Origin of the sequence: Comamonas sp. MYb69 (assembly GCF_037479315.1) — a bacterium.
Lineage (GTDB): Bacteria > Pseudomonadota > Gammaproteobacteria > Burkholderiales > Burkholderiaceae_C > Comamonas.
The window spans coordinates 87,278-113,095 of the sequence record NZ_JBBGZG010000015.1 but is presented as its reverse complement, the minus strand read 5'-3'; the positions used below and the strand labels follow the sequence as shown (position 1 = coordinate 113,095).

The 25,818-nt window shown below is 62.0% G+C and carries 22 protein-coding genes; 16 read left to right on the top strand and 6 right to left on the bottom strand.

The window, feature by feature from the left end; all coding sequences use genetic code 11:
* Nucleotides 1-10: 10 nt before the first annotated feature.
* The 12 genes from WH303_RS19370 (at nucleotide 11) to WH303_RS19315 (ending at nucleotide 12,043) form a co-directional block, all read left to right on the top strand.
* On the top strand, nucleotides 11-679 hold the full coding sequence (locus WH303_RS19370; protein WP_021028566.1) for an NADH-quinone oxidoreductase subunit J: 669 nt from the start codon (nucleotides 11-13) through the stop codon (nucleotides 677-679).
* Nucleotides 676-984 (top strand): NADH-quinone oxidoreductase subunit NuoK, encoded by a 309-nt coding sequence (gene nuoK / locus WH303_RS19365; RefSeq protein WP_021028567.1) that lies wholly within the window; start codon nucleotides 676-678, stop codon nucleotides 982-984. The genes WH303_RS19370 and nuoK overlap by 4 nt, the downstream gene beginning before the upstream one ends.
* Nucleotides 985-1,012: 28 nt before the next feature.
* The gene (gene nuoL / locus WH303_RS19360; protein ID WP_021028568.1) at nucleotides 1,013-3,052 is read left to right on the top strand and encodes an NADH-quinone oxidoreductase subunit L; all 2,040 of its coding nucleotides are present in this window, start codon (nucleotides 1,013-1,015) and stop codon (nucleotides 3,050-3,052) included.
* 12 nt (nucleotides 3,053-3,064) lie between these two features.
* Nucleotides 3,065-4,534, top strand: a complete 1,470-nt coding sequence (locus tag WH303_RS19355) for an NADH-quinone oxidoreductase subunit M (protein WP_339520477.1) — start codon at nucleotides 3,065-3,067, stop codon at nucleotides 4,532-4,534.
* A 27-nt stretch (nucleotides 4,535-4,561) separates the two neighbouring features.
* Nucleotides 4,562-6,055, top strand: a complete 1,494-nt coding sequence (gene nuoN / locus WH303_RS19350; protein ID WP_021028570.1) for an NADH-quinone oxidoreductase subunit NuoN — start codon at nucleotides 4,562-4,564, stop codon at nucleotides 6,053-6,055.
* 32 nt (nucleotides 6,056-6,087) lie between these two features.
* Nucleotides 6,088-6,414 (top strand): DUF2818 family protein, encoded by a 327-nt coding sequence (locus tag WH303_RS19345; protein ID WP_027011294.1) that lies wholly within the window; start codon nucleotides 6,088-6,090, stop codon nucleotides 6,412-6,414.
* A gap of 4 nt (nucleotides 6,415-6,418) precedes the next feature.
* Complete coding sequence (locus WH303_RS19340) at nucleotides 6,419-6,937, top strand: DUF1178 family protein (protein ID WP_021028572.1); 519 nt, start codon at nucleotides 6,419-6,421, stop codon at nucleotides 6,935-6,937.
* Nucleotides 6,938-7,266: 329 nt separating this feature from the next.
* On the top strand, nucleotides 7,267-8,037 hold the full coding sequence (locus tag WH303_RS19335; protein ID WP_021028573.1) for an ABC transporter ATP-binding protein: 771 nt from the start codon (nucleotides 7,267-7,269) through the stop codon (nucleotides 8,035-8,037).
* A 1-nt stretch (nucleotide 8,038) separates the two neighbouring features.
* The gene (locus WH303_RS19330; protein WP_021028574.1) at nucleotides 8,039-8,761 is read left to right on the top strand and encodes an ABC transporter ATP-binding protein; all 723 of its coding nucleotides are present in this window, start codon (nucleotides 8,039-8,041) and stop codon (nucleotides 8,759-8,761) included.
* Between the two features lie 77 nt (nucleotides 8,762-8,838).
* Nucleotides 8,839-10,035 carry an ABC transporter substrate-binding protein gene (locus WH303_RS19325; RefSeq protein WP_339520476.1) on the top strand — a complete coding sequence of 399 codons (1,197 nt, stop codon included), beginning with the start codon at nucleotides 8,839-8,841 and terminating at the stop codon, nucleotides 10,033-10,035.
* Between the two features lie 130 nt (nucleotides 10,036-10,165).
* A complete protein-coding gene (locus WH303_RS19320; RefSeq protein ID WP_021028576.1) occupies nucleotides 10,166-11,050 on the top strand; it encodes a branched-chain amino acid ABC transporter permease in 885 nt (294 codons plus the stop codon).
* 9 nt (nucleotides 11,051-11,059) lie between these two features.
* A complete protein-coding gene (locus WH303_RS19315) occupies nucleotides 11,060-12,043 on the top strand; it encodes a branched-chain amino acid ABC transporter permease (RefSeq protein WP_116925917.1) in 984 nt (327 codons plus the stop codon).
* A 79-nt stretch (nucleotides 12,044-12,122) separates the two neighbouring features.
* On the opposite strand, the gene WH303_RS19310 is transcribed toward WH303_RS19315, so the two are convergent.
* The gene (locus WH303_RS19310) at nucleotides 12,123-13,346 is read right to left on the bottom strand and encodes an ABC transporter substrate-binding protein (protein ID WP_148293273.1); all 1,224 of its coding nucleotides are present in this window, start codon (nucleotides 13,344-13,346) and stop codon (nucleotides 12,123-12,125) included.
* A gap of 606 nt (nucleotides 13,347-13,952) precedes the next feature.
* Here WH303_RS19310 and thiC point away from each other — a divergent pair.
* Together thiC and WH303_RS19300 are read left to right on the top strand one after the other, a co-directional pair.
* Nucleotides 13,953-15,887 carry a phosphomethylpyrimidine synthase ThiC gene (thiC, locus tag WH303_RS19305; protein ID WP_339520475.1) on the top strand — a complete coding sequence of 645 codons (1,935 nt, stop codon included), beginning with the start codon at nucleotides 13,953-13,955 and terminating at the stop codon, nucleotides 15,885-15,887.
* 139 nt (nucleotides 15,888-16,026) lie between these two features.
* Complete coding sequence (locus tag WH303_RS19300) at nucleotides 16,027-16,692, top strand: nitroreductase (protein ID WP_339520473.1); 666 nt, start codon at nucleotides 16,027-16,029, stop codon at nucleotides 16,690-16,692.
* Nucleotides 16,693-16,710: 18 nt separating this feature from the next.
* Here the strand turns inward: WH303_RS19300 and WH303_RS19295 are convergent, their stop codons facing one another.
* Together WH303_RS19295 and WH303_RS19290 are read right to left on the bottom strand one after the other, a co-directional pair.
* On the bottom strand, nucleotides 16,711-17,394 hold the full coding sequence (locus tag WH303_RS19295) for a YitT family protein (RefSeq protein WP_339520472.1): 684 nt from the start codon (nucleotides 17,392-17,394) through the stop codon (nucleotides 16,711-16,713).
* A gap of 174 nt (nucleotides 17,395-17,568) precedes the next feature.
* On the bottom strand, nucleotides 17,569-18,786 hold the full coding sequence (locus WH303_RS19290) for an ABC transporter substrate-binding protein (RefSeq protein ID WP_021028582.1): 1,218 nt from the start codon (nucleotides 18,784-18,786) through the stop codon (nucleotides 17,569-17,571).
* A gap of 317 nt (nucleotides 18,787-19,103) precedes the next feature.
* Here WH303_RS19290 and WH303_RS19285 point away from each other — a divergent pair, with 317 nt between their 5' ends.
* Nucleotides 19,104-22,259 (top strand): IPTL-CTERM sorting domain-containing protein, encoded by a 3,156-nt coding sequence (locus WH303_RS19285; RefSeq protein WP_339520471.1) that lies wholly within the window; start codon nucleotides 19,104-19,106, stop codon nucleotides 22,257-22,259.
* Nucleotides 22,260-22,455: 196 nt separating this feature from the next.
* Nucleotides 22,456-22,842, top strand: coding sequence for a hypothetical protein (locus tag WH303_RS19280; protein WP_339520470.1), 387 nt, complete (start codon nucleotides 22,456-22,458; stop codon nucleotides 22,840-22,842).
* 112 nt (nucleotides 22,843-22,954) lie between these two features.
* Here WH303_RS19280 and WH303_RS19275 read toward each other — a convergent pair whose 3' ends face one another.
* The 3 genes from WH303_RS19275 to yjgA all read right to left on the bottom strand — a co-directional run bounded on the left by WH303_RS19275 (nucleotide 22,955) and on the right by yjgA (nucleotide 25,768).
* Complete coding sequence (locus WH303_RS19275; protein ID WP_339520468.1) at nucleotides 22,955-24,163, bottom strand: multidrug effflux MFS transporter; 1,209 nt, start codon at nucleotides 24,161-24,163, stop codon at nucleotides 22,955-22,957.
* A 299-nt stretch (nucleotides 24,164-24,462) separates the two neighbouring features.
* Nucleotides 24,463-25,059 (bottom strand): molybdopterin adenylyltransferase, encoded by a 597-nt coding sequence (mog, locus tag WH303_RS19270; RefSeq protein ID WP_021028586.1) that lies wholly within the window; start codon nucleotides 25,057-25,059, stop codon nucleotides 24,463-24,465.
* A 22-nt stretch (nucleotides 25,060-25,081) separates the two neighbouring features.
* Nucleotides 25,082-25,768, bottom strand: a complete 687-nt coding sequence (gene yjgA / locus WH303_RS19265; RefSeq protein ID WP_339520466.1) for a ribosome biogenesis factor YjgA — start codon at nucleotides 25,766-25,768, stop codon at nucleotides 25,082-25,084.
* Between the last annotated feature and the right edge of the window lie 50 nt (nucleotides 25,769-25,818).

The following is a 25,818-nucleotide window of genomic DNA, read 5'->3' as shown; positions in this document are numbered from 1 at the left end:
AGAGCCCCACATGGATGTCACAACTGGTTTTTTCTATCTGTTCTCGGTAGTGCTGCTATATGCGGCATTCCGAGTGGTTACTGCTCCAAATCCGGTGCACGCTGTGCTGCACCTGATGTTGGCGTTTTCTCAGGCGGCCGGTATCTGGTTGCTGCTCAAGGCTGAGTTCCTGGCCATCGTGCTGGTGATGGTCTACCTGGGCGCCGTGATGGTGCTGTTCCTCTTCGTGGTGATGATGCTGGATATCCGCATCGACCAGCTGCGCAAGAGCTTCTGGAAGAACTTCCCGCTCGCTGCAGTGATCTTTGCCATCGTCGCGTTCGAGATGGGCGTGGTGCTGATCGGCGGCTTCAGCGCCATCGACGCGCCCAAGGCCATCCCAGCGGTGGTGGATGCGGCCGGCAAGGTGGTGCCTTACAGCAACGTCAAGGCGCTGGGCACCATGCTCTACACCGAGTATCTGTTCCCTGTGCAAGTGGCTGCGGTCATCTTGCTGGTGGCGATGATTGCCGCGATTGCCCTGACCCTGCGCCAGCGCAAGGATTCCAAGGCCATCGATGCATCGCTGCAAGTGCGCGTGCGTGCTTCGGATCGCCTGCAATTGGTCAAAGTCGAAGCGAGCAAGCCCGCTGCCCCTGTGGTGCAGCCTGCCGCTGAGGTCGAGGAGAAGAAGGTATGACGCTCACTCTGGGTCATTTTCTGACGTTGGGCGCGATGCTGTTCGCGCTGTCCGTGGTCGGTATCTTCTTGAACCGTCGCAACCTGATTGTGCTGCTGATGGCCATCGAGTTGATGCTGCTGGCAGTGAACACGAACTTTGTCGCCTTCTCCCACTACCTGGGAGACATGCACGGCCAGATTTTCGTGTTCTTCATCCTGACCGTTGCGGCGGCGGAGTCGGCAATTGGTTTGGCAATCTTGGTGTTGCTGTTCCGTAACAAGTCCACCATCGATGCGGAAGATCTCAACTCCCTGAAGGGTTGAGGCACCAATACTTGCAAGGTTAAGAAGAATGAGTCAAACCCTTTCTGCTTCAACACTGTTGGCGGTGCCTCTGGCGCCCCTGGCAGGATCTTTGCTGGCAGGCATTTTCGGTACCGCCCTGGGCGGCAACCGCATCGGCCGCGTTGGCAGCCGCACGCTCACCATCCTGGGTGTGTTCATTGCCTTCGTCATCTCTGCGATGACGTTCCAGAGCGTGGTGTTTGAAGGCGCGACCTTCAACCAGACGCTCTACACCTGGATGACCGTCGGGTCGCTGAAGATGGAGATCGGTTTCATGATCGACTCCATCACCGCGATGATGATGTGCGTGGTGACCTTTGTGTCGCTGATGGTGCACATCTACACGATGGGCTACATGGCGGAAGACGACGGCTATGACCGTTTCTTCTCGTACATCTCGCTGTTCACCTTCTCCATGCTGATGCTGGTGATGAGCAACAACCTGCTGCAGCTGTTCTTCGGCTGGGAAGCGGTGGGCCTGGTGTCGTACCTGCTGATCGGTTTCTACTTCAAGAAGGAAACCGCGATCTTCGCCAACATGAAGGCCTTCGTGGTCAACCGTGTCGGTGACTTCGGCTTCATTCTGGGCATCGGCCTGATCGCTGCCTACACCGGCACGCTGAACTACACCGAAATCTTCGCCAAGACCAATGAGCTGAGCGGCATGACGCTGCCGGGCTCGACCTGGTCGCTGATGACGGTGATCTGCATCTGCCTGTTCATCGGTGCGATGGGCAAGTCGGCCCAGTTCCCGCTGCACGCCTGGCTGCCCGATTCGATGGAAGGTCCTACCCCCATCTCGGCACTGATCCACGCGGCCACCATGGTGACCGCCGGTATCTTCATGGTCTCGCGCATGTCGCCGCTCTATGAGCTGTCTGACGCAGCCCTGAACTTCATCCTCGTGATTGGCTCGATCACCGCGCTGTTCATGGGTATCCTGGGCATCATCCAGAACGACATCAAGCGCGTGATCGCGTACTCCACGCTGTCGCAGCTGGGTTACATGACCATCGCACTGGGCGTGTCGGCCTACTCGGTGTCGGTGTTCCACCTGATGACGCACGCGTTCTTCAAGGCACTGCTGTTCCTCGGCGCGGGCTCGGTCATCATGGGCATGCACCACAACCAGGACATCCGCTGGATGGGTGGCGTGCGCAAGTACATGCCCATCACCTGGATCACCTTCCTGCTGGGTAACCTGGCACTGATCGGTACGCCGTTCTTCTCGGGCTTCTACTCGAAGGATGCGATCATCGAAGCGGTGCACGCCTCGAATCTGCCTGCCGCCGGCTTTGCCAACTTTGCCGTGCTCGCTGGCGTGTTCATCACTGCGTTCTACTCGTTCCGCCTGTACTTCATCGTGTTCCACGGTAAAGAGCGTTACGACCAGAACCCCGATGCCCACCATGACGACCACCACGCGCACGATGACCACCACGGCCATGGCCACGATGCCAAGCCGCATGAGTCGCCATGGGTGGTGACCCTGCCGCTGGTGCTGCTGGCGATTCCTTCGGTGGTGATCGGTGCGATTGCGCTGATGCCGATGCTGTTTGGTGATTTCTTCAAGGGCGTCATCTATGTCGATGGCAGCAAGCACGGCGCGATGGCCGAGCTGGCCGAGAAGATCCACGGCTGGATCCCGATGGCACTGCACGGCTTCACCGCTGCGCCGTTCTGGCTGGCGCTGGCCGGTGTGGTGACCTCCTATGTGTTCTACATGGTCAAGCCCGAGATTCCTGCTGCCATCAAGCGCATGAGCGAGAAGGTCGGCCTGTACCAGGCATTGGAAGGCAAGTACGGTGTGGACTGGGTCTATGAAAACATCTTCGCCCGCGGCTCGCGCGTGCTGGGTGGCGTGTTCTGGAAGGTGGGCGACCAAGGCCTGATCGACGGCCTGCTCGTCAACGGTTCCTGGAAGCTGGTGGGCCGCATCTCCGCCCTGGTGCGCTGGCTGCAGACGGGTTATGTGTACCACTACGCATTGGTCATGATTCTGGGTATCTTCCTGGCCATGACGTACTTCGTGCTGCTCAACAAGTAAGGAAGAAGAAAAATGGGATTGTTGAGTCTTGCAATTTGGACGCCCATCGTCTTTGGTACGGTCCTGCTGGCCTTTGGCAAGCAGGAGCAGGCCAAGATGGTGCGCTGGATCGCACTGGTCGGTGCGCTGATAGGCCTCTTGGTCACCTTGCCGCTGTACACCGGCTTCCAGCTGGGTACGTCGGCGATGCAGTTCGTCGAGAAGGCGTCCTGGATTCCACGCTTTGGTATCAACTACTACCTGGGCGTCGATGGCATCTCCTTCTGGTTTGTGCCGCTGACCGCCTTCATCACGGTGATCGTGGTGCTGGCGTCCTGGGAGTCGATCACCGAGCGCGTGAACCAGTACATGGGCGCGTTCCTGATCCTGTCGGGTCTGATGATCGGTGTGTTCTCCGCACTGGACGGTCTGCTGTTCTACGTGTTCTTTGAAGCCACGCTGATCCCGATGTACCTGATCATCGGTATCTGGGGCGGCCCAAACCGCATCTACGCAGCGTTCAAGTTCTTCCTGTACACGCTGATGGGTTCGCTGCTGACCTTGATCGCGCTGCTGTACCTGTACACCAAGGCCGGTAGCTTCGAGATTCTGGCCTGGCACCAGCTGCCGCTGTCGATGACCGAGCAGACCTTGATCTTCTTTGCCTTCTTCGCTGCGTTTGCCGTGAAGGTGCCGATGTTCCCGGTCCACACCTGGCTGCCCGACGTTCACGTCGAAGCGCCTACCGGTGGTTCTGCCGTGCTGGCCGCGATCATGCTGAAGCTCGGTGCCTATGGTTTCCTGCGGTTCTCGATGCCCATCGCACCTGATGCGTCGCACGAATGGGCCTGGCTCATCATCGCGCTGTCGCTGATCGCTGTGATCTATGTGGGTCTGGTGGCGATTGTGCAGAAGGACATGAAGAAGCTCGTGGCTTATTCGTCCGTCGCACACATGGGCTTTGTGACCCTGGGCTTCTTCATCTTCAATGACATCGGTGTCATGGGTGGCCTGATGCAGATGATTGCCCACGGCTTTGTGTCGGGCGCGATGTTCCTGTGTATCGGTGTGCTGTACGACCGCGTGCATTCGCGTGATATCGCTGCCTACGGCGGCGTGGTCAACACCATGCCCAAGTTCGCCGCCTTTGCCCTGCTGTTTGCGATGGCCAACTGCGGCCTGCCAGGCACCGCCGGTTTCATCGGTGAGTGGATGGTGATCCTGGGCGCCACCAAGTTCAACTTCTGGATTGGTGTGCTGTCGGCTACCGCGCTGATTCTGGGCGCTGCCTACACGCTGTGGATGTACAAGCGCGTGTACTTCGGCCCAGTGACCAATGACCATGTGCGCGAGCTCAAGGACATCGGTTGCCGCGAATTCCTAATCCTGGGCATCTTGGCTGCTGCCGTGCTGATCATGGGTGTCTACCCTGCGCCGTTCACCGATGTGATGGGTGCCTCGGTGGCCGACCTGCTCAAGCATGTCGCTGCGTCCAAGCTGTGATGGTCGGACAGAATTGAGAGACTTGAGATGATTGATAACATCAGCTGGCTGGCTATCTATCCTGAAATCGTGCTGTTGGTGATGGCCTGCGTCATCACCATCGTGGACCTGGGCGTCAAGAGCGCAGGGCGCACGCTCACCTACATTCTGTCGCTGCTGACCCTGGTGGTCGTGGCGGTGATCACCGGTATCTATGCCAGCAATGGCAATACCTTCTACGCCTTTGGCAACATGGTCGTCTCCGACGCCATGGGCAACTGGCTCAAGTGCGCTGCGGCCATCGCGATGGCTGTGACCCTGGTGTATGGCCGTGGTTACTCGCGTGACCGTGGCATGCTCAAGGGCGGTGAGTATTTCATCCTGTCGCTGCTCGCGCTGCTGGGCATGAACGTGATGATCTCGGGCAACAACTTCCTGATCATTTACCTGGGCCTGGAGCTGCTGACCCTGTCGAGCTACGCGCTGGTCTGCCTGCGCCGTGACAACACCGCGGCGGTGGAAGCGGGCATGAAGTACTTTGTGCTGGGTGCGATGGCCTCGGGTTTCCTGCTGTACGGCCTGTCGATGATCTACGGCGCCACCGGCTCGCTCGATATCGGTGAAGTGTTCAAGGCGGTGAACTCCGGTCTGATCCGCCACCAGGTGCTGGTGTTTGGTCTGGTGTTTGTGGTTGCTGGCCTGGCCTTCAAGCTGGGTGTGGTGCCTTTCCACATGTGGGTGCCTGACGTCTACCAAGGCGCACCCACGGCCATCACGATGATCGTGGGCGGCGCGCCCAAGCTGGCAGCTTTCGCGATCGTGATCCGCCTGCTGGTGGACGGCCTGCTGCCGCTGGCCTTTGACTGGCAACAGATGCTGGCCGTGCTGGCCATCCTCTCGCTGCTGATCGGTAACCTGGCTGCTATCGCCCAGACCAATATCAAGCGCATGCTGGCCTACTCGACCATCTCGCAAATGGGCTTTGTGCTGCTGGGTCTGATGTCCGGCGTGGTCAATGGCAATGTCGAAGCGGCCACCGCTGGCAACGCCTACAGCGCCTCGATGTTCTACGTCGTGAGCTATGTGCTGACCACCCTTGCCACGTTCGGTGTGGTGCTGCTGCTGGCCCGTGAAGGCTTCGAGAGCGAAGAGATTGCCGACTTTGCCGGTCTGAACCAGCGCAGCCCGCTGTACGCTGGCGTGATGGCGATCTGCCTGTTCTCGATGGCCGGTATTCCTCCGCTGGTGGGCTTCTACTCGAAGCTGGCCGTGCTGCAGGCGCTGGTGGCATCGGGCAGTGGCCTGTACATTGCGCTGGCGGTGTTTGCGGTGATCATGTCGCTGATCGGCGCCTTCTACTACCTGCGCGTGGTCAAGGTCATGTACTTCGACAAGCCCATCACCGCCGCCAAGGTGCATGCACCTTTGGACGTGCGTGCCGTGCTGGTCGTCAATGGCGCGCTGGTGCTGATCCTGGGCATCATGCCCGGCGGTCTGATGAAGCTGTGCTCTGACGCCGTGCTGCGCGCACTCGCCAGCTAAGCGGCTCGGCAACCGAGCCTGACAAAGCCCGCATGTCTATCACTGCATCCATCTGGTTGGTGATCGTGGCGGGCTTTGTTGCGGCCAATCTGCCGTTTCTGAACCAACGCATCCTGGCCGCGGGGCCCCTGTGCCATGACGGCAGCAGTGCCGGCAAGGCCCTGTGGATCCGCCTGGTTGAGCTCGTCGTGCTGTACTTCCTCATCGGGGCCTTTGCGATGCTGCTTGAAGGCCGTGCCGGCCAGCGCAGCAGCCAGGGCTGGGAGTTCTATGCCGTCACCGGCACCTTGTTCCTGACCTTTGCCTTCCCCGGTTTTGCCTACCAGTACCTGCTGCGCAAGGTGAGCCGAGCGGGGTGAGCCTGTGAAGGTCTTCAACCTGCGCTGCCCCTTGGGCCATATCTTTGAGGGCTGGTTCGCCTCGGACGCCGCGTTCGAGCAGCAACAAAGCCAGGGCTGGCTCAGCTGCCCGATGTGCAACTCGCACGAGATCGTCAAAGGCCTGAGCGCCCCGCATCTCGCGCGCAAATCCAATTCCCTGGCCCCAGCGGCGCCTGCTGCGCAACCTTCATCCAGCGCAGCCCCTGCACAGCCTGGTAGCGCGCCGGCTGCGTCCTCGCCGTCCCAGGCCCCTCATAGCCCGCTCAGCGATACCCAGCGCCTGCAACAGGCCTGGCTGGAGCTGTCGCGCCAGATCGTAGCCAACACCGACGATGTAGGCAGTGGCTTTGCCGACCTGGCCCGGCAGATGCATGAGGGCGAGGTCGATGCCCGCCCGATCCGGGGCACTGCCACCCCCGAGGAGCAGCGCGCCTTGGTCGATGAGGGCATCGATGTGCTGCCCTTGCTGCTGCCCGAAGCGAGCAAGCACCGCCTGCAATAGGCTTTATCTGTCGCCTTGGCAGCAGCCGGCCTGGCTGGCATGCTGCAGCGCTGATGATGCACAGCGCGTATGAATGGGCTGGGGCAGGGCCTGTGCATTGTCGCCCGTGCTTGATTTTGATGACAAAAAGACGACCACTTGTCCCTCAGGTGACTATCAAAAAGTGAGCGCATAAAGCCCACGGGTTAACGCGTACGCAGCCTCACCTACAGGCTTTCCCCAGTGTTGCGTTGCAGTATTCTTTCCTAGTATTGGCAGCATCGAAGCGACGTATATTTCCATCCAGGAAATGGCGTCGCACTTTTTTCCAGCGAAGCGGTGCGGTGCCCATGAGTGATGTCATTCTTCAAACCCGAGATCTCACCAAGGAGTTTCGGGGATTCACAGCAGTCAGCAATGTCAACCTGTCGGTGCAGCGGGGCTCGATCCATGCGCTGATCGGCCCCAATGGGGCCGGCAAGACGACATGCTTCAACTTGCTGACCAAGTTTCTGACGCCCACCAAGGGCATCATCCATTTCAACGGCACGGACATCACCAGCGAAGAGCCGGCGCAGATTGCCCGCCGGGGGGTGATCCGCTCCTTCCAGATCTCGGCGGTGTTCCCGCACCTGAGCCTGATGGAGAACGTGCGCATCGCCTTGCAGCGCAAGCTGGGCACGTCCTTCCACTTCTGGAGCAGTGAGCGCACCCTGGACAAGCTCAATGGCCGCGCCGTGGCCTTGCTCGAAGAGGTGGGCCTGGCGCACCTGGCCGACGAGATCACCTTGAACCTGCCTTATGGCCAAAAGCGTGCGCTCGAGATTGCCACCACCTTGGCGATGGAGCCCGAGCTGATGCTGCTCGATGAGCCCACGCAGGGCATGGGCCACGAGGACGTCGAGCGCGTCACCCAGCTGATCAAGAAGGTCTCGGCTGGCCGCACCATCTTGATGGTCGAGCACAACATGAAGGTCATCTCGACGATTGCAGACCGCATCACGGTGCTGCAGCGCGGCGCGATCCTGGCCGAGGGTGACTACCAGACGGTGTCGCAGAACCCCCAGGTGATGGAAGCGTATATGGGAACCACCGACGGCCAGCTGCAGGGAGCGCACTGACATGAATGAGAAAAACGGAGTGCCTGCACTGGAGATCAGCGATCTGCACGCCTGGTATGGCGAGTCGCATGTGCTGCATGGCGTGAACATGCGCGTGATGCCGGGCGAGGTGGTGACCTTGCTGGGCCGCAATGGCGCGGGCCGCACATCGACGATGCGTGCGGTGATGGGCCTGACCGGAGCGCGCAAGGGCTCGATCAAGATCCATGGCGTCGAGACCATCCAGATGCCCACGCACAAGATTGCGCATCTGGGCCTGGGTTACTGCCCGGAAGAGCGCGGCATCTTTGCCAGCCTCTCCTGCGAAGAGAACCTGATGCTGCCGCCGGACCTCAAAACCGGCTCGGCCGGCATGTCGGTCGAAGAGATCTACGAGATGTTCCCCAACTTGGCAGAGCGCCGCCAAAGCCAGGGCACGCGCCTGTCGGGCGGCGAGCAGCAGATGCTGGCCGTGGCCCGCATCCTGCGCACCGGCGCCAAGCTGCTGTTGCTCGATGAGATCTCCGAAGGCCTGGCCCCCGTCATCGTGCAGGCGCTGGCCCGCATGATCGTGAGCCTGCGCGCCAAGGGCTACACCGTGGTGATGGTCGAGCAGAACTTCCGCTTTGCCGCGCCCCTGGCCGACCGCCTCTATGTGATGGAACACGGCCAGATCGTCGAGCAGTTCAGCGCCGACGAGCTCGAAGGCAAGATGCCTTTGCTCAACACCTTGCTGGGGGTCTAGCCTCCCACTTTTTTGCAACCCTGGCGCAGCGCAGACTGCCGCCATGTATTGAGAACAGATATTTTTTAGGAGACAAGATGAAAGCAAAGCTCAAAGCCATTGCCCAGGTGGCATGTTTGGTCGCCCTGTCCGCAGGCGCTGCCCAGGCACAAGAAAAGGTGAAGATCGGCTTCATCACCGACATGTCCAGCCTCTACGCCGATGTGGAAGGCAAGAACGGCGCAGTCGCGATCCAGATGGCCATCGATGACTTTGGTGGCAAGGTGCTGGGCCAGCCGATCGAGATGGTCTCGGCCGACCACCAGAACAAGGCCGACATCGCTGCCTCCAAGGCGCGCGAGTGGATCGATACCGCAGGCGTGACCATGCTGTTTGGCGGCACCAACTCCGGCACCGCACTGGCCGCTGCCAAGGTGGCGCAAGAGAAAAAGCGCGTCTACTTCAACAGCGGCGCGGGCTCCTCGGCACTGACCAATGAGCAATGCAGCCCCTATACCGTGCACTATGCCTATGACACCGTGGCGCTGGCCAAGGGCACCGGCGGCGCCGTGGTGGACCGTGGCGGCAAGTCCTGGTTCTTTCTGACGGCCGACTACGCGTTTGGCCACTCGCTGGAAGCGGATACCACCGCCGTCATCAAGGCCAAGGGCGGCCAGGTGCTGGGCTCGGTGCGCCACCCGCTCAACGCGTCTGACTTCTCGTCCTTTCTGCTGCAGGCGCAAAGCTCCAAGGCCCAGATCCTGGGCCTGGCCAATGCCGGCGGCGACACCATCAATGCCATCAAGGCCGCGCGTGAGTTCGGCATCAACAAGAGCATGAAGACCGCCGGCTTGCTGGTCTTCCTCTCCGACATCCACAGCATGGGCCTGAAGAACACCGAAGGCCTGCTGCACACCACCAGCTGGTACTGGGACCTGAACGACGAGACACGCAAGTTCGCCGACAAGTTCTTCGCCAAGACCAAGCGCATGCCCACCGATCTGCATGCGGCGGACTACTCGGCCACGATGAACTACCTGAAGGCTGTCGAAGCGGTCAAGACCACCGATGCCGACAAAGTCATGGCCTACCTGAAGAGCACGCCACTGAACGACTTCTACGGCAAGGGCGTGATCCGCCCCGATGGCCGCTACGCGCACGACATGTACCTGGTCGAAGCGAAGTCGCCTGCCGAATCCAAGAAGCCCTGGGATTACCTGAAGGTTCTGTCCACCTTGCCTGCGGACCAGGTCTGGACGACCAAGGCCGAATCCAAGTGCGCGCTCTGGAAGTAAGCACCGCTCACACCTAACCTGCGTCTTTGCTGCTGGCTGCAGCTGCCCGCCATCGCTGATGGCCCGGGTCGCAAAAGCAGCGGCATGACGCCAGGCGTGTTGTGTTCATTCACTGACTCGTGAGCTTTTCATGGAAATTTTTGGTATCTCATTACCGGCCTTGATGAGCCAGCTGCTGCTGGGTCTGGTCAATGGCTCGTTCTATGCCATTCTCAGTCTGGGATTGGCCGTGATCTTTGGCCTGCTCAACGTGATCAATTTCGCCCACGGCGCTTTGTTCATGCTGGGGGCTATGTTCACCTGGATGGCGGCGTCCTACTTCCAGGTCAATTACTGGGTGATGCTGCTGCTATCGCCGATTCTGGTGGGCATCATCGGGGTGTTGATAGAGCGCTTTTTGCTGCGCCATATCTACAAGCTCGACCACCTCTACGGCCTGCTGCTGACCTTGGGTCTGTCGCTGCTGATCGAGGGCGTGTTCCGCTCGATCTACGGTGTCTCGGGCCTGGGCTACGACACGCCCGAGCTGCTCGAAGGCGCCACCAATGTCGGCGTGATGCTGCTGCCCAACTACCGCATGTGGGTGGTGGTGGCCTCGCTGATCGTCTGCTTTGCCACCTGGTATGTGATTGAGAAAACCCGCCTGGGCGCCTACCTGCGTGCCGGCACCGAGAACCCCCGTCTGGTCGAGGCTTTCGGTGTCAACGTGCCGCTGATGATCATGCTGACCTATGCGTTTGGCGTGGGCCTGGCCGCCTTTGCCGGCGTGCTGGCAGCGCCCGTCTACCAGGTCACGCCGCTGATGGGCCAGAACCTGATCATCACCGTGTTCGCGGTGGTGGTGATCGGTGGCATGGGCTCCATCATGGGTGCCATCGTCACCGGTCTGGCACTGGGCGTGATCGAAGGGCTGACCAAGGTCTTCTACCCAGAAGCCTCGGCCACCGTCGTGTTCGTGATCATGGTCATCGTGCTGCTGGTGCGCCCGGCTGGCCTGTTTGGCAAAGCGAAGTGAGGTGAGGGGATGAATTCCAAGAAGTTTGCCAAACTGGGGTATGGGTTGCTGCTGCTCGGCATGATCGCTGCGCCGTTCATGGGGGCCTACCCTGTGTTCGTGATGAAGCTGATGTGCTTTGCGCTGTTCGCCTGCGCGTTCAATCTGCTGCTGGGCTACACCGGTCTGCTGTCCTTTGGCCATGCCGCCTTCTTTGGTGGTGCGGCCTATGTCACCGGCCATGCGATCAAGGTCTGGCACCTGACGCCGGAGCTGGGTATTTTGTTCGGCGTGGTGTTCGGCGCCTTGCTGGGTGTGGTGTTTGGCTGGCTGGCCATTCGCCGCCAGGGGATTTATTTCTCGATGATCACCTTGGCGCTCGCCCAGATGCTGTTCTTTGCCTGCCTGCAAATGCCCTTTACCGGTGGTGAGGACGGCCTGCAAGCGGTGCCGCGCGGCAAGCTGTTTGGCGTGCTGAGCCTGGAGAGCGACTGGACCATGTACTACGTGGCCCTGGCCATCGTGGTGCTGGCCTTCCTGCTGATCATGCGCACGGTGCATTCGCCTTTCGGCCAGGTGCTCAAGGCCCTGAAGGAAAACGAGCCGCGTGCCATCTCGCTGGGCTACGACGTCAACCGCTTCAAGCTGCTGGCCTTTGTCATCTCGGCTGCGCTGGCCGGTCTGGCCGGTTCGCTCAAGACCGTGGTGCTGGGCTTTGCGACCTTGACCGACGTGCACTGGACGGCATCGGGCCAGGTCATCCTGATGACCTTGGTGGGGGGCCTGGGCCTGCTGTCGGGCCCGATCGTCGGCTCGGCGGTGATCGTCGCGCTGGAGAACAAGATCGGCGATATCGGCACCTGGCTGTCGCGCCTGACCGGCGTCGAGTGGTTCAACACCTTGGGTGAGTCGGTGACCATTGTGACCGGCCTGATTTTTGTGATCTGCGTGCTGGCGTTCCGCCGCGGCATCATGGGCGAGTTGATCGCCTTCATGGACCGCAAGAAGAAATAGCGGAGGCTTGCAGACCCGCCCAAGTCAAAGACCCGCATTGCGCGGGTCTTTGTTTTTTCGGAGGGCGCGGAGGGCGGTCTTACTTCCAGAGCTTGCAGCTGGATTCGGCCTTGGTGGTCCAGACTTCGTCGGGGCTGAGCGTCTTGAGCACCTTGAAGTAATCCCAGGCGCCTTTGGATTCGGCTGGGGCCTTGACCTGCATCAGGTACATCTCATGGGCGTAGCGGCCATCAGGGCGGACAACGCCCTTGGCATAGAAGTCGGACAGGGGCTCGGCCTTCAGCGCGGCCATCACCTTGTCCGAATCGGTGGACTTGATGCGGTCGGCCGTCTTTAGGTAGGTCATCATCGCCGAGTAATCGGCCGCCTGCAGCGAGGTGGGCATCTTCTTGAACTTCTCGAAGAAGCGGTCCGAGAACTTGCGGCTTTCCGGGTTCAGGTCCCAATGCCAGCTGTCGGTGAACATCAGGCCTTCGGTCTGCTTGAGCCCCAGGCTGTGGATGTCCGAGCTGAACAGCAGCATGCCGGCGAGCTTCATGGTCTTGGTCACGCCAAACTCGCGCGCGGCCTTGATGGTGTTGATGGTGTCGCCACCGGCATTGGCCATCGCCAGAATCTGGGCCTTGGAGTTTTGCGCCTGCAGCAGGAAGGATGAGAAATCCGAGGCATTGATCGGGTGCCGCACGGCGCCCACCACGCGGCCACCTGCGGCCTTGATCACCTTGGTGGTATCGGCCTCCAGCGCATGGCCAAAGGCGTAGTCTGCTGTCAGAAAGAACCAGTCCTTGTCGCCCAGCGCCACAATGGCGCCGCCGGTACCCTTGGCCAGGGCCACGGTGTCATAGGCGTAATGCACGGTGTAGGGGCTGCACTGGTCATTGGTCAGCGCCGAGGTGCCCGAGCCGTTGACGATGATGAGGCGCTTTTTCTCCTCGGCCACCTTGGCCATCGCCAGGCCGGTGCTGGAGGTGGTGCCGCCCACCAGCATCTGCATATCGCGCTGGTCAAACCATTCGCGTGCCTTGGAGGCGGCCAGGTCGGCCTTGTTCTGGTGGTCGGCCACCATCAGCTCCACCGGCTTGCCCAGCAGCTTGCCGCCAAAGTCATCAATCGCCATCTGCAAGGCCAGCGCCCCGCCCTTGCCATCGACATCGGCATAGACGCTGGACATGTCGGTGATGAAGCCGATCCGCACCTTGTCTTGCGCCAGCGCACCTTGGGCGAGCAGGGCCAGCACGCAGCCGGCGGCAGCGGCCGCAATCGCGCGTCGCCGGTGCGGCCGGGCAGAACGCAAAGAGGGCATTGCAGGAACATTCATCGGAAGGTCTCCTTGTTCAAATAGACAGGCGTGCAGTGCGGCTGCCAGGTGCGGCGCACCCGTGGGCTGCTGCGCCCCGATGGTTGCAGGCTGCTTGGCGCGCGCCTACTGGGGTAAGCACCAGCGCGGCGAAAAAAACGGGGCTGCGCGCGGCGCGAAGCGGCTATACTGCTCGCAGCTCCGGGGTGTGCGAAAGCGCTGAGATGCCAAAGGCAGTTGCAAGACTGCTGAGTAGTGAACCCGACGAACTTGATCCGGTTCATGCCGGCGGAAGAAGAGCGGGACCCTGAAAGCACAGCGGTGGAAGGCAGGCAGCGTTGCATGGCACGCGCCTGCGGCCACCTGCCACGCACACCCCAGGCGCCTCGCGCACTGGGGTTTTGTCTTTTTTGGGGACGGCACCTGTCAGCGCGCAACAGGTGCCGCCATGGCCACCTAACAGCGGCCCTGGCACCACGCACAGCACGGCCGGGCCGGGGTGTAGTCGATGGGCGTGTTGCGGCCAAGCAGCCATGCCTGGCGTGTTGCAGCAGAAGAGGGCCGGCACGTCTCGGAGCGTTCGATGAAATCAACCGCTTTGAGGAGACTGCCATGAACGCCCCTGAGTCCCTGTTCATCCCCGCCACCGGTGATGCCCCCGATGCCGCCCGCTTTGGCGAACTGCTGGCCCAATCGCGCCAGCCTTTTCCCGCGTCGACCAAGTCCTATCTGGCCGGTGCCATCCACCCGCAGCTGCAGGTGCCGGTGCGCGATATTGCGCTGACCAATGGAGAGCAGGTCAGCGTCTACGACACCTCGGGCCCCTACACCGACCCGGCCGTGGCCATCGATGTGCGCCAGGGCCTGCCCGCGCTGCGTGCCGAATGGATCGCTGCGCGCGGCGACAGCCAATACTATGTGGGGCGCCAGCGTGTGGCGCTCGATGACGGCGGCAAGCGCGGCGAAGAAGACCTGCGCGTGGCCCAGCTGCGGGCCGAGGCCGCTGCATTGCAGCGCCAGCCGCGCCGCGCCAAGAGCGGCGCCAACGTGACCCAGATGCACTATGCGCGCCGGGGCATCATCACCCCCGAGATGGAGTACGTCGCCCTGCGCGAGAACGGCCGCCGCGAATGGATGGCCGAGTACCAGCGCGATGACGCGCGCGAGGCACGCCTGGCGGGCAACAGCCTGGGCGCGGCCATCCCCAAGATCATCACGCCCGAGTTTGTGCGTGAAGAGGTGGCGCGGGGCCGGGCCATCATCCCGGCCAATATCAACCACCCCGAGATCGAGCCGATGGCCATTGGCCGCAACTTCAAGGTCAAGATCAATGCCAATATCGGCAACTCGGCCGTGACCTCGAGCATCGAGGAGGAGGTCGAGAAGCTGGTCTGGGCGATCCGCTGGGGTGCGGACAATGTGATGGACCTGTCCACCGGCAAGAACATCCACACCACGCGCGACTGGATCGTGCGCAACTCGCCGGTGCCCATTGGCACGGTGCCGATCTACCAGGCGCTGGAGAAGGTGGGCGGCGTGGCCGAGGACCTGACCTGGGAGATCTTCCGCGACACCCTGGTGGAGCAGGCCGAGCAGGGCGTGGACTATTTCACGATCCATGCTGGCGTGCGCCTGGCCTATATCCACCTGACGGCCCAGCGCCGCACCGGCATCGTCTCGCGCGGCGGCTCGATCATGGCCAAGTGGTGCATGGCCCACCACCGCGAGAGCTTCCTCTACGCGCATTTTGAAGACATCTGCGACATCATGAAGCAGTACGACGTGAGCTTCTCGCTGGGCGATGGCCTGCGCCCGGGCTGTGCGTCGGACGCGAATGACGAGGCCCAGTTTGCCGAGCTCGCCACCTTGGGCGAGCTCACCCAGCTGGCCTGGAAGCACGATGTGCAGACCATGATCGAAGGCCCCGGCCATGTGCCCATGCACATGATCCAGGCGAACATGACCGAGCAGCTCAAGCACTGCCATGAGGCGCCGTTCTACACCTTGGGCCCGCTGACCATCGACATCGCACCGGGCTATGACCATATCGCCAGCGCCATCGGCGCGGCGATGATTGGCTGGTTTGGCACTGCCATGCTGTGCTACGTCACCCCCAAGGAGCACCTGGGCCTGCCCGACCGCGATGACGTCAAGCAGGGCATCATTGCCTACAAGATTGCCGCGCATGCGGCCGATGTGGCCAAGGGCCACCCGGGGGCCCGGGCGCGTGACGATGCGCTCAGCCAGGCGCGCTTTGATTTCCGCTGGGAGGACCAGTTCAACCTGGGGCTGGACCCGGACACGGCCCGCGCCTTCCATGACGAAACCCTGCCCAAGGACAGTGCCAAGGTGGCGCATTTCTGCTCGATGTGCGGGCCCAAGTTCTGCTCGATGAAGATCACGCAGGAAGTGCGCGAGTTTGCCAAGAACCAGGGCGTGGCCGAAGAGCAGGGCATTGCCGTGGGTATGCAGGCCAAGGCGGCGGAGTTCAACCGGGCGGGCGGCGATTTCTACATCCCGATCGCCAGCGACACCACGGCCAGATAAGGACGCGGCGGGCGTTGACCCCATGCGGCCACCACCTGGTGGCCGCATTGGCGCCTCGGTGTCAGCAGCATTTGCTGCGCTGCACTAAACTGCGGACTGCCATCTGCCAGCCCCTTTCAACGCCAGAAAGCCCTTTGCCATGAACGTCACGCAAGCCATGAAAGAGCGCCGCTCGGTGCGCGCCTTTTTGCCCAAAGTTCCCTCTGCCCACGAGGTGCACAGCCTGATCGCCGATGCGGCCCAGGCGGCATCGGGCGGCAACCTGCAGCCCTGGCGGGTGGTGGCGCTGGCAGGTCATGCGCTGCATGAACTGACCGATGCCATTGCGGACGCGCAGCCGCTGCCCGAAGGCGGCAACAACTACACCTACCCGCCCAATCTCTGGGAGCCTTACCGCACGCGCCGCTTCAAGAACGGTGAGGACCTGTACAAGACCATCGACATTCCGCGCGAGGACAAGGCCGCGCGCCTGGAGCAGCTGGCCAAGAACGGTCGCTTCTTTGGCGCACCGGTGGGCCTCCTGGTGTTTGCCGATGAGCGCATGGGTTATGCGCAGTGGGTGGACCTGGGCATTTACCTGCAGTCCCTCATGCTGCTGGCCACCGAGCGCGGCCTGGCCACCTGTGCCCAGGGCTACTGGCGCCGCTATGGCGACACGGTGGAGCGGGTGCTCAAGGCGCCAGAACCTTACCGTGTGGCCTATGGCATTGCGCTGGGCTATGAAGACCTGTCGGCGCCCATCAACAGCCTGCGCGCCGACCGCGCACCCTTTGGCGACTGGGCGCAGATGCGCGGGTTTGACTGAAGCTGCTCAACGGGAGCATCAGACCGCGATATAGCGGTCCTTGCGGTGGTTCATCGCCACAATCAGGTTCAGGATGACGGCGCCTGCAATCGACCAGGCGACCGACACGGCCGGCACCAGCCACAGCGCGAAGGCCACGATGAGGCAGTCCAGGCCCATCTGCACCTTGCCGGCCGACCAGCCATGGCGCTCCTGCAGGTAGAGCACCAGAATGCCAAAGCCGCCCAGGCTGACCCGGTGGCGGAACAGAATCAAAAAGCCCGTACCCAGCAGCACACCGCCAAGGATGCCGGCCAGCGGCTGGGACACATAGGAGATGGAAAGCAGCGCCGGCAGCAGCTCGGTGAGCCAGGAGGTGGCCACCACCGCGATAAAGGTCTTGACCACAAAGGCAGTGCCCATGCGTTTGGCCGCCAGCCAGTAGAAGGGCAGGTTCAGGCAGAAGAACAGCAGGCCCAGATCAGTGCCCGTGGCGTAGTGCCCCAGCAGGGCGATGCCCGCTATGCCGCCGCTCAGCAGGCCGGCGCTCTTGTACAGCACCAAGGCGGTGGAGATCAGCAAGATGCCGACCGCCATCGCGATGCCATCCTCCAGCCAGGAATGGCCGGAGGAGCCGGTCTTGAGCGCCCAGCGGAATTTGTTGGAGGTCAGTTGGCTCACGCGCGCAAAGCCTGCGCTGGCAAAGAGGCGGTATCGGGTCATGGGAAGAGGGCAAGCAAGAGTCCTGCCAGCTTGGGGCGCAGCGCATGCCCCCACTCTGACCAGGCGCAAGCAAAAGGCGAGATAGCCCTTAAATATAGGGCTAACCCTTATCCCTCAAACCCTGCCGAGGATTGGCGCAGCCCGGCTGCAGGCTGCTTTTCCCGGTTCAGTCGCTTACTTCCAAATGGGGCACTGGGCCTCTTGCTTGCTCGCAAACAGCGTCTCGCCCGGCAGCGCCTTGAGCAGCTTGAACGAGTCATGCTTGCCCTTGGACTCCTCAGGCGTCTTGACCTGCAGCAGGTACATGTCATGCACATAGCGGCCATTGGGCTCGATCTTGCCCTTGCCGAACATGTCGTTCAGCGGCATAGACTTGAGGGTCTGCATCACCTTGTCGGCATCCAGGCTCTGCGCCTTTTCCACGGCCTTGAAGTAGCTCATTGCCGAGGAGTAGTCGGAGGCCTGCAGCGAGGTCGGCATTTTCTTGGTGCGGGCGTAGTAGCGGTCGGTCCAGGCGCGGGCCTCGGGCGAGCGGTCCCAGTACCAGCTGTCGGTGAACATCAGGCCACCGGCGAGCTTGAGGCCCAGGCTCTCGACCTCATTGGCGAACACCATCAGCGCCACGGGCTTCATCTTGGGCGTAATGCCAAACTCGCGCGCCGCCTTGAGCGCGTTCATGAAGTCACCGCCGGCATTGGCCAGGCCCAGGATCTCGGCCTTGCTGGCCTGCACCTGCACCAGGTAGGACGAAAAATCGTTCGCATGGAAAGGCGCACGCACCGATTTGACGATCTGGCCGCCCTGGGCCTGCACCACCTGGGTCACATCGGCCTCCAGGGTGTGGCCAAAGGTGTAGTCGGCGACCAAGAGTGCCCAGGTCTTGGCGCCTTGCTCTGACACCGCCCGGCCCGTGCCGCGCGCAATGGCCGTGGTGTCGCTGTTGTAGTGCACCCAGTACGGCGAGCACTGGCTGCCCGTCAGGTTGGAGGAGTAGGCGCCATTGATCAGCAGCACGCGCTTTTTCTCATTGGCCACCTGGCCCATCGCCAGCGCCGTCGCGGTGTTGGTGCCGGCAATCAGCAGCTGTACATCCTGGGTGTCGACCCATTCGCGCGATTTGGTCGAGGCGATATCGGCCTTGTTCTGGTGGTCGGCCGACAAGAGCTCGATCGGGCGGCCCAAGAGCTTGCCGCCAAAGTCCTCGATGGCCATCTGGATAGCGGTCACGCCGCCCTTGCCATCGCCGTCCGAATACTGGCTGGACATATCGGTGAGAAAACCCAGGCGCACCGGCGCTGGGGCCTGTGCCTGGGCCGTGCCGGTGATCGCGCAGCAGGCGAGGGCACAGGCGCTGAGCGCGGGCCGAAAGCGCAGGGAGGTTGGGGTGGACATACGAGACTCCTTTGTTATGGGTTGCTTTGGTGGTGCAACAGCCATGCTAAGAGCAGATGTCAGATGGCGACAGGGTAGAAGCCGCGGCGCCGCGCCGCGGTTGTCACCCACGTTACCGGGTGCGCTGTGCAGAGGAATATTTGATAAGTTAATAAATACAAATAAATACCAAATAACACATAGGAATATTTGTCCAGAGGGCATGCGGCTGTAAGAGCGGCTCTGTCAAATCTTCTTCATCAGGATGTCACCCGCCGTTGCAACACTCCCGCCTTTCTTTTGGGATCCCTATGCGACGCTTACCCCTTGTGGCCGCCATGGCCTCTTTGCTCATCCTCACCACACAAGCCACGCCAGCGGCAGATCTGTCGGTGCAGACCCCCGCTGGCCAGGCACTAGAGGCCAAGCTGGCCGCCGCTGACCCGCAAGGCCAGGTCTATGCTGCGCATGTATTCAATGACCCGGCAGCGACCAAGCTGCCTGATGGCTGGCGCCCAGCCTCATGGAATAAGGGCACGGTGACTATGGATGCCAGCACCGGCAATCTGCTGATCAACGGCAAGGCCAATGACACTGCGATGACGGCAGTCCTCCTGCCTGTGGAGCTGGAGAAGCTGTCCAACTACCGGGTGGATGTGGAGTTCAGCTTCGAGCAGCAGAACAACACCACGCGCTGGGGCAGTGTGATGTACCGCACCTCGCCCGCCACAAATTCTCCGGCGCACGAGCCCTACTACCAATTTGCGATTCGCCAGACGGCCACGGCCAACAATGGCACTGAATTTGCGCTCCGCAAGGCGAATGCCTGGTCGGTGCAGGGCACCAAGCCCTTTACCGAGGCGATCAGCGCCGTGAAAACCTATACCGCCAGCGTCGTGGTCTATGGCAACCGGGTGCGCCAGTACCTCGATGGCGCCTTGCTGCACGACACGGTGATGGCGGCCGACATGGCCAACGGGGGCATTGGCATGTCGACTGCCGGCCTCATCATGCGTGTCAAAAGCATCAAGGTGACCGAGCAGATCACGCCACTGCCTGAGTTCGATATGCCTGTGGCCGTGCAGGACGCCGGCAGCGCAGCGGCAATGGCACCCACCCTGGTACAGGCGGCAGAAGGCCTGCAATCGCTGGCTGGCACCGGCGCCAGCAATGCGCTGTGGACGCTGGACAGCGCCCTCAACCTGCTTGACGCCAGCGGCGCCACCGTGGGTACGCTGGCGGCCTACTTTGCCCAGCCCAACCGCAACACCATTCCGCTGTTGCGCATCCAGGATGCAGCGACCCTGAATGCGCTGGTGACTTTCTCCGACCAGGTGCACAATCTCGCCGACCTGACCTTGTTGTCCAGCGATGTGGCACTGCTCAAGCAAGCCCGCGTGGCGCTGCCCAAGCTGCGCACGGCGGTGGATTTCAGCGAGCGCAAGCTGACCACGTCCAAGGCCGATCTGCTGACCATCGTGGGCGATACCAACCGGGCGGGCGCCAAGATCGCGATCCTGCCCGAGGGCCTGACAACCCGCGCATTTGTCGCCCACCTGCAGCGCCTGCTGATCACGGTCTGGAGCAATGCCGAGGCCGCCACCCCCGAGCAAGCAGCGAAGGTGCTGGTCAGCGGTGTCAACGGCGTCGTCTCTGCCAACAGCGCCGCCTACGCCGAGGTGCTGCGCAAGCTGCCCGCCAACACCTTGCTGCGCAAGCCGCTGGTCATCGGCCACCGGGGTATGCCCAGCCGCGAGGACGAGAACACGCTGGAAAGCGCCAAGGCGGCAGTGGCTGCCGGTGCCGATGCCGTGGAAAACGACATCTACATCACCACCGATGACCACCTGGTCATCATGCATGACGCGACAGTAGACAACACTACCAATGGCACTGGAGCTATCGAGAATATGACGCTGGCGCAGGTTAAAGCCCTTGCCAGCAAAACCAAGGGCTACAAAGTGCCCACCATGCGTGAGTACTTCCAGGCCTTCAAGAACAATCCGATCACCCATGTGATCGAGCTCAAGAGCAGCAACCCGCGCATCATTGCCCAGCTCAAGAAGGAAATGGCCGAAGAGGGGGTGGCGGACCAGTCGGTTGCGATCTCCTTCATTGCCGACCAGCTCAAGCGCAGCGGCGAGCAAATGCCCGAGCTGACGGGCGGTTTCCTCAACAGCATTGCCGACAGCGCCGATGTGCCGGCCAGCGTACGCAATGTGCTGGAAGCGACCCAGGCCAACTCCTCGACCTTCAACCCCAGCTACACCGCCATTCGCCAAAGCACGATGGAAGCGGCCAAGCACCGGGGCGTGACCTTCTGGCCCTGGACAGTGAATACGGCCACTGACTTCTACAAGTACTACAGCTGGGGCACCAACGGCATCACCACCGACCACGCCTACCTGGCCAGCAACTTCCCGGTCGAGATCGCTGCCCAGCCCCAAACGGGCGCACTGGCCTTGAACGAGCCGCTGAGCCTGGGTGTGACCCTGACCACCCAACTGCGTGCGCAAAGCGATGCTACCGCCACCGAGCTGGTGTACCTGGGCGGTACCGCTACGGCAGTGCCCGATGGCAAAGGAGGCCTCAGCTTCAGCAGCGCAGGCACGGCCATCGTCATGCCCGGCTACCGCTACCAGATGGATGGCACCTACAGCTATGTGATCATGGGCCAGCCGCTGACCCTGGTGGTGGGCGATGGCAGCGATGGCGTGGTGGGCACACCCAATGCACCTGCTGCCGGTCATGTAAGCTGCAGCAGCGCTGTGCCCGGCCAGACCAGCACCTGCGCCGTGGTGCCCCAACCGGGCTACCAGCTGGTGGGCCTGGCGGCAGGCAGTACCTGCCCGGCCGGCCAATGGAATGCCGACCAAACGGCCTACACCACCGGCACGATTGCAGCGCAGTGCCAGGTGCGTTTTGACTTTGTGGCCAAGCCGGCCAGCGCATCCCTGACCCCCATCGGCAAGGACGGCGAGATGCAAGCCACCGTGCAAGGCGGCGGCACGGGCCTGTGGGCCTTTGATGCTGCGCAAGCGCTTGCCGTAAGCCTGGCAGCGGCCGCGCCCAGTGGCCTGAGCTTTCCGTTTGGCGTCGTCAGCCTGCAGCTGACCGGTGGCCAGCCAGGCCAGAGCGCCACGGTAGAGATGACCTACCCGCAGGCGCTGCCGGCCAATGCCAAGTACTACAAGTTTGGCAAGACCGCCGACAACAACCAGGACCACTGGTATGCCTACCCCAACGCCACGATCAGCGGCAACAAGGTCATCCTGACCCTCACCGACGGCCAGACCGGCGATGACGACCTGCTGGCCAATGGCGTCATCCGCGATCCGGGTGGTGTAGCCGTGCTGGCCGATGACCCCGGCACGCCTGGCACCCCTGGCGCTACCGCCACCCCCGTGCCTACCTTGGGCCATGCAGCACTCGCGCTGCTGTCGGGCGGCATGGGCCTGCTGGCCTGGCGCCGCAAGCGCAAGGCGCTGGTTTGATCGTTAGGGTTTGATGGGTAGTTGACCGCCAGTGGCGCCTTGGGGTGCCCTGGCGGTTTTTTTATGAAGATCGAGCAGTTTGCTTGTATGGTGGTAAGTCTCTAGTTCCAACTCCATCCAACAGGCTTTAGCGACAGATTGGCTCTGCGTGAAGTCTTGTCTGGAGAACGGCTTTTCTTGCAAACTTTCAAAACTTATGCGTACTTACGAAGAAATTCGGGGTTACCCACCAGACTTCATCGTGAGCTATCACCTCTACGCTCCTTCTGAGGGTGGGCGAAAGATAACGTATCAGCACCTTCGCTGCGACTTCATGTATGAAGGTTATGACATTGCTTCCGACGGAATTTTCATGATCTATCCTGAATTTCTCGGCGCGGATGGCCTACCTATCGAAGAAGGAATTCCTGTGCCTTTGGATGGACGGGCCTCGATGTCCATTTTGTCTCCAGAGATGAGAGCATCTGTCCATCAAGGACGCATCGAGATCGGTACCCGCGGCTACTTTATGGAAGGAGGGCGGAAGGTGGGCAGCCTGGAAGTAGTGCAAATTGTCGGGCTTCATGCGAATCCCATTAATTGATGCAAACAATGCGATCCATTGCGACCTGGCCGAAGTGTGCAACCTTTGAGGGTGAACACGCGATAGTGCTTCTGCGACTCGACCAACAATGTGGTTCGCGACACTACACCCTTCAAGCCACCTGCCCAACCCCCCGTGCATCCGGCATGCGCGATGCCCAGGCAAACACCGCCATCCCCAGCAGCACCGTCACCGCCAGGCCCAGCGCCAGCAACAGGCCGCTGTGAAAGAGCTGCGGCGCCACCAGGCCCGAGATGATGGTGAAGACCATCATCTGGCTAAAGCCCTGCAAGGACGAAGCCAGGCCGCGCATCTGGGGGAAATGGCCCATGGCTTCCAAGGTCAGGATGGGCATCAGCTGCGAGATGCCAAAGGTGTAGAGCGTGATCGGCAGGACGGCCCAGGGGACGCTGGGCTGTTGCGTCAGGCTGTTGTAGAGCAGGTTGCTGGCGCAGGCGATGAGCAGGCAGGCATAGCCGATGCGTTTTTGCACGGCAGCTGGGATGCGGCGGGCAAAGAGGCTGGAGACGGCTGAGCCCAGCATGGTGCCGGCGATCAGCGGGATGAACAGCCAGCCCAGCGCAGTTTCGTCCTTGCCCAGGATGGTCATCACAAACTCGGCTGCGGAGCTGATGTAGATGGAGTTGGCGCCGGCCATCAGCGCCAGGCCAATGAGCATGGTGCGGAATTTGCGATTGCGCAGCGCCTGCAGGTAGTTGCCGGCAATGACGCGCAGCTTCAAAGGCGTGCGGCGCTCGGGCGGCAGCGTCTCGGGCAGCTGGCGCCAGATCAGCAGCGCCAGCAGCGCGCCAAAGCCCGAGAGGAAATAGAAGCTGTAGCGCCAGCCACCATGGCTTTGCAGCCAGCCGCCCAGCACGGGCGCCAGCGCAGGGGCCAGGCCAAACACCATCATCACCAGCGCCATCATGCGCTGCGCCTCTGCCCCCTGGTGCTGGTCCTGCACCATCGCGCGCACGATGACCATGCCCGAGCCGGCGCACAGGCCCTGCACCAGGCGCATCAGCACCAGCGATTCGATCGAGCCGGCAAAGGCCGCTGCCAGCGAGGTGATGCAGTAGCCGATGGCCGAGACCATCAGCACGCGGCGGCGGCCAAAGGTGTCGCTGAGCGTGCCGTAGAACAGCATGGTGCTGGCCATCGCAAACACATAGACGCTCAGCGTCTGCTGCACCGCTATCGGCGTGGCGCCAAATTCCTGCCCGATGGCATGGAAAGAGGGCAGGTAGGTATCGATGCCCAGCGGACCAATCATGGTGCACAGGGCAAACAGCAAGGTGAGCGTAACGGGTGACTTTTGCATGGGGCGCTGGGCGCTGCCCTGGGCCGCGATCACAGCAAGCGCTGCCTGGCCCTGCGGGCCAAAGGCTTGGATGGAGGAAGAAGCGGGTGGGGGCTAAGGCGCCGAAATGAAGAACCACCGCCACTCAGAAGAGGGAAGCGGCAAAGTGGCAAGCAAGCATTTAACCAAAAAATGCCGCTGCCTGTGCCCGCTGGCGGCGCCGCCGCAAAGAGCTGGGACATTGGCCCGCTGCAATGCAAAGAGCGCGAAACTGTGTACACATTTCGCGCTCTGGGCGGGGTATCGGCGTTGTAGAGCGGTTAGCCCGCGCTGGGGCGCTCGGCGCCCTTGGGGCGAAATGCCTTGCAGACCGCTTCGTCGGTCTGCAGATAGGGGCCGCCAATCAGGTCCACGCAGTAGGGCACGGCGGCAAAGATGCCGGGCACCTGCTGCTGGCCTTCGGCGTCCTTGAGCCCCTCCAAGGTCTGGGCAATCGCCTTGGGCTGGCCGGGCAGGTTGATGACCAGGCTGCTGCCCCGGATGACGGCCACCTGACGCGACAAAATCGCGGTGGGCACAAACTGCAGACTGATCTGGCGCATTTGCTCGCCAAAGCCGGGCATCACCTTGTCGGCCACGGCCAGGGTGGCTTCGGGCGTCACATCGCGTGGCGCGGGGCCGGTGCCGCCGGTGGTCAACACCAGCGCGCAGCCAGCGTCCACCAGCTCGATGAGGGTCTGGCTGATCAGTGCCTCTTCGTCGGCAATCAGGCGGGTCTCGTACTGCAGCGGGTTGCGCAGCGCGCGGCCCAGCCAGTCCTGCAGCGCAGGCAGGCCCTTGTCTTCATAGACGCCACGGCTGGCGCGGTCGCTGATGGAGACCAGGCCAATCTTGACGCTGTCGCAGGTGTTGCTCATGGCCGGACCCCTTGCGCTGCCATCAGGCCTGGTCATCGTCGTCATCGCCGTCTTCGGGCGCATCGGCGCTGCTGCGGCTGGCGCTGTGGGCGGCCATCACATGGTCGCGCACCAGCTGGAACAGCTCACGGTAGGCGCGGCCCTTGCGGGGCGCCTGGCCGGTCGATTCCTGCACATTGGCCTCATGGGCGCCGGGCATGTCCTTGCGGGCCTGGCGCACCAGCGACCGCAGCTGCTGGATGTCGGTATCGGGGGCTTCATTGATCCACTGGGCGACGGCGTCGTCGCTGACGATCATGCGGTCGCGCCACTGCTCGGCCGCATGCAGCAGGGCCTTTTCCAGGCTGGAGCCTTCCTTTTGCTCGGACAGGGCGGCATTGATGGCAGCAACTTCGCTGTCTTCGAGCTTGCGCATCAGCTTGCCGATGTACTGCATCTGGCGGCGCTTGCCCTCGAAATTGGTGATGCGCTTGGCTTCGGTCAACGCGTTGGCCAGGATCTCGGGCAATTCCAGGCGCTTGAAGAGATCGCTGCGCAAGGTCAGCAGCTCTTTGCCCAGGTCTTGCAGCTCATCCATCTCTTTTTTCAGGTCGGATTTGCTCGACTCGGTCGTGCCTTTGAGCTCGGCCTTGAGTTCGATATCGAGCTCGCTGCCTTCGGCCACGAACTTGCCGCGAACGAAATAGCCTTTTTTGGGTTTGCGTGACATGGTTAAATGCTTTTGTTCAAAAGGCCATCGCCCGGCGCAGTGCCTGGGCG

What these genes read in the sequence shown, in the direction of transcription:
- WH303_RS19370 (WP_021028566.1), top strand. Translation starts at nt 11, where the DNA reads ATGGATGTCACAACTGGTTTTTTCTATCTGTTCTCGGTAGTGCTGCTA.
- WH303_RS19335 (WP_021028573.1), top strand. Translation starts at nt 7,267, where the DNA reads ATGAGTGATGTCATTCTTCAAACCCGAGATCTCACCAAGGAGTTTCGG.
- yjgA (WP_339520466.1), bottom strand. Translation starts at nt 25,768, where the DNA reads ATGTCACGCAAACCCAAAAAAGGCTATTTCGTTCGCGGCAAGTTCGTG.
- WH303_RS19325 (WP_339520476.1), top strand. Translation starts at nt 8,839, where the DNA reads ATGAAAGCAAAGCTCAAAGCCATTGCCCAGGTGGCATGTTTGGTCGCC.
- WH303_RS19355 (WP_339520477.1), top strand. Translation starts at nt 3,065, where the DNA reads ATGGGATTGTTGAGTCTTGCAATTTGGACGCCCATCGTCTTTGGTACG.
- WH303_RS19320 (WP_021028576.1), top strand. Translation starts at nt 10,166, where the DNA reads ATGGAAATTTTTGGTATCTCATTACCGGCCTTGATGAGCCAGCTGCTG.
- thiC (WP_339520475.1), top strand. Translation starts at nt 13,953, where the DNA reads ATGAACGCCCCTGAGTCCCTGTTCATCCCCGCCACCGGTGATGCCCCC.
- WH303_RS19310 (WP_148293273.1), bottom strand. Translation starts at nt 13,346, where the DNA reads ATGCCCTCTTTGCGTTCTGCCCGGCCGCACCGGCGACGCGCGATTGCG.
- WH303_RS19285 (WP_339520471.1), top strand. Translation starts at nt 19,104, where the DNA reads ATGGCCTCTTTGCTCATCCTCACCACACAAGCCACGCCAGCGGCAGAT.
- nuoL (WP_021028568.1), top strand. Translation starts at nt 1,013, where the DNA reads ATGAGTCAAACCCTTTCTGCTTCAACACTGTTGGCGGTGCCTCTGGCG.
- WH303_RS19315 (WP_116925917.1), top strand. Translation starts at nt 11,060, where the DNA reads ATGAATTCCAAGAAGTTTGCCAAACTGGGGTATGGGTTGCTGCTGCTC.
- nuoK (WP_021028567.1), top strand. Translation starts at nt 676, where the DNA reads ATGACGCTCACTCTGGGTCATTTTCTGACGTTGGGCGCGATGCTGTTC.
- mog (WP_021028586.1), bottom strand. Translation starts at nt 25,059, where the DNA reads ATGAGCAACACCTGCGACAGCGTCAAGATTGGCCTGGTCTCCATCAGC.
- WH303_RS19295 (WP_339520472.1), bottom strand. Translation starts at nt 17,394, where the DNA reads ATGACCCGATACCGCCTCTTTGCCAGCGCAGGCTTTGCGCGCGTGAGC.
- WH303_RS19300 (WP_339520473.1), top strand. Translation starts at nt 16,027, where the DNA reads ATGAACGTCACGCAAGCCATGAAAGAGCGCCGCTCGGTGCGCGCCTTT.
- WH303_RS19275 (WP_339520468.1), bottom strand. Translation starts at nt 24,163, where the DNA reads ATGCAAAAGTCACCCGTTACGCTCACCTTGCTGTTTGCCCTGTGCACC.
- WH303_RS19290 (WP_021028582.1), bottom strand. Translation starts at nt 18,786, where the DNA reads ATGTCCACCCCAACCTCCCTGCGCTTTCGGCCCGCGCTCAGCGCCTGT.
- nuoN (WP_021028570.1), top strand. Translation starts at nt 4,562, where the DNA reads ATGATTGATAACATCAGCTGGCTGGCTATCTATCCTGAAATCGTGCTG.
- WH303_RS19330 (WP_021028574.1), top strand. Translation starts at nt 8,039, where the DNA reads ATGAATGAGAAAAACGGAGTGCCTGCACTGGAGATCAGCGATCTGCAC.
- WH303_RS19345 (WP_027011294.1), top strand. Translation starts at nt 6,088, where the DNA reads ATGTCTATCACTGCATCCATCTGGTTGGTGATCGTGGCGGGCTTTGTT.
- WH303_RS19280 (WP_339520470.1), top strand. Translation starts at nt 22,456, where the DNA reads ATGCGTACTTACGAAGAAATTCGGGGTTACCCACCAGACTTCATCGTG.